The following is a 1,463-nucleotide window of genomic DNA, read 5'->3' as shown; positions in this document are numbered from 1 at the left end:
GGCGAATCGGGCCCGGGCGGCGCTTGCCTTGGCCTGGCCCCAGGGCACCGCCGGTCCCACCACCGCAGCCAGGCCCGCCAGCCGCTTCGCCAGGGCTGCCCGCGCCGGACCACGTTCCGCGGAACCGACGAACAGCCAGGTGTCCTGGCCCTGCACGGCCCGCGGGCAGTCCGCGGGCAGCATGAACGGCTCGGCGCGGCCGAGCGTCGCCGGCGCGGACTCGGCGAGGGCGGGTACCGCCGGGACGGATCCGGTGGGGACGGATCCGGTGGGGACGGGTCTGGCTGAGCTGGTTCCGGCCGCGAGAAAACCGCCAGGGACAAAACCGCCGGGCACGGTTCCGGCTGGGCCGAGTCTGGCTGGGCCCGATCCGGCCCGGCCGGGCCCGGCCAGGAGGAGCCCCGCCGGGACGGCCGCGATCGGCTCGCGCCCGTTCGCCGCCTGCGGATCGGGCCGGGCGGGGATGAGGACCGCGGCCAGCTGGCGGGGCAGCCGCACGCTGGCCGCGTCGGCGACCTGGGCGACAGCGTCCGCGGGAGCGCCGGTGAGCAGCATCTCGCCGATGCGGTCGAGCAGCCGCTCTCGCTCGCCGCCCGCCGCGAACTGCTCGGCCGCGTAGCCCTCGGCGGAGGCCGCGGAGATCCCGTCGATGTAGGCGAACATCATCTCGGCGAGGGACACCAGGCCCGCCGGGTCGACGCCGCCGTGGCGCACCGCGGCCTCGCCGAAGCGCCGCCAGGACACGCGGGCGCCGACCCGGTAGGCGCTGAGCAGGTTGTCCAGCGACCGCCCGGAGTGGACCTCGCCCCGGCCGAGCCGGACGTACACCTCGCGGCTGGCGGCGAGATCCGGGGCACAGTGCGGACCGGCCTCGACCACGGTGAGGAAGCGGTGCAGAGCCTCGGCGACCCCGCGGCGCACGCCGCGACCGAACTGGCCCTCCAACGGGCGAGCGTAGGCGGGCACCTCGCGGGCGATCGCCGCCATGATCTCCTCGCCCAGCGAGTCAACTTCCGCGGCGAGGCTCTCGGGTAGACCGGCCGGAAACTGTCCCATGGGGACAGTTTGCCGATTGGTGGTCGCCATTTCCCGCACCTCGTCACCTGAGCCGGGTCGCTCGTGGTCGTCGGTCGTCCCCAGCCGGCACAATCGGCCCGTGGACGCTCTGACCGGCATCATCAGCGCTCTGATTACTGGCGTGATCATAGGGTTGCTGGGACGGGCCGTCGTTCCCCGGCCCCGGCGCGCCTCCATCGGCTGCGTGATGACCATCCTGCTCGGTCTGCTCGGGGCGGCCCTCGGGCTGGTGGTGGCCGCGGCGATCGACGCCGGTGCCCCGGTGACCCTGCTCCTGCAGGTCGCGATCGCCGTCACGCTGGTCTTTCTGGTCTCCGCGGCGGGCGCGCCCGGCCGGGCGCCCACTGGCCCGGGGGGCCGCGCCCATTCCCCGGGGCCCCGGCGGC

Annotated in this window: 2 protein-coding genes; one reads left to right on the top strand and one right to left on the bottom strand. The window is 75.5% G+C overall.

All coding sequences use genetic code 11. The annotated features are described in order from the left end of the window. On the bottom strand, positions 1–1,086 hold a 1,086-nt coding region (locus tag ND748_RS31900; RefSeq protein WP_251749995.1), incomplete at its 3' end, for a PucR family transcriptional regulator. 70 nt (positions 1,087–1,156) lie between these two features. Between ND748_RS31900 and ND748_RS31895 the strand changes: the two genes are divergently transcribed. Then, positions 1,157–1,463 (top strand): hypothetical protein (locus tag ND748_RS31895; RefSeq protein WP_251749994.1); only part of this gene is annotated, 307 nt, incomplete at its 3' end.

Origin of the sequence: Frankia sp. AiPs1 (assembly GCF_023716945.1) — a bacterium.
Taxonomy (GTDB): domain Bacteria; phylum Actinomycetota; class Actinomycetes; order Frankiales; family Frankiaceae; genus Frankia.
This window is presented reverse-complemented; position numbering and strand designations above follow the sequence as displayed.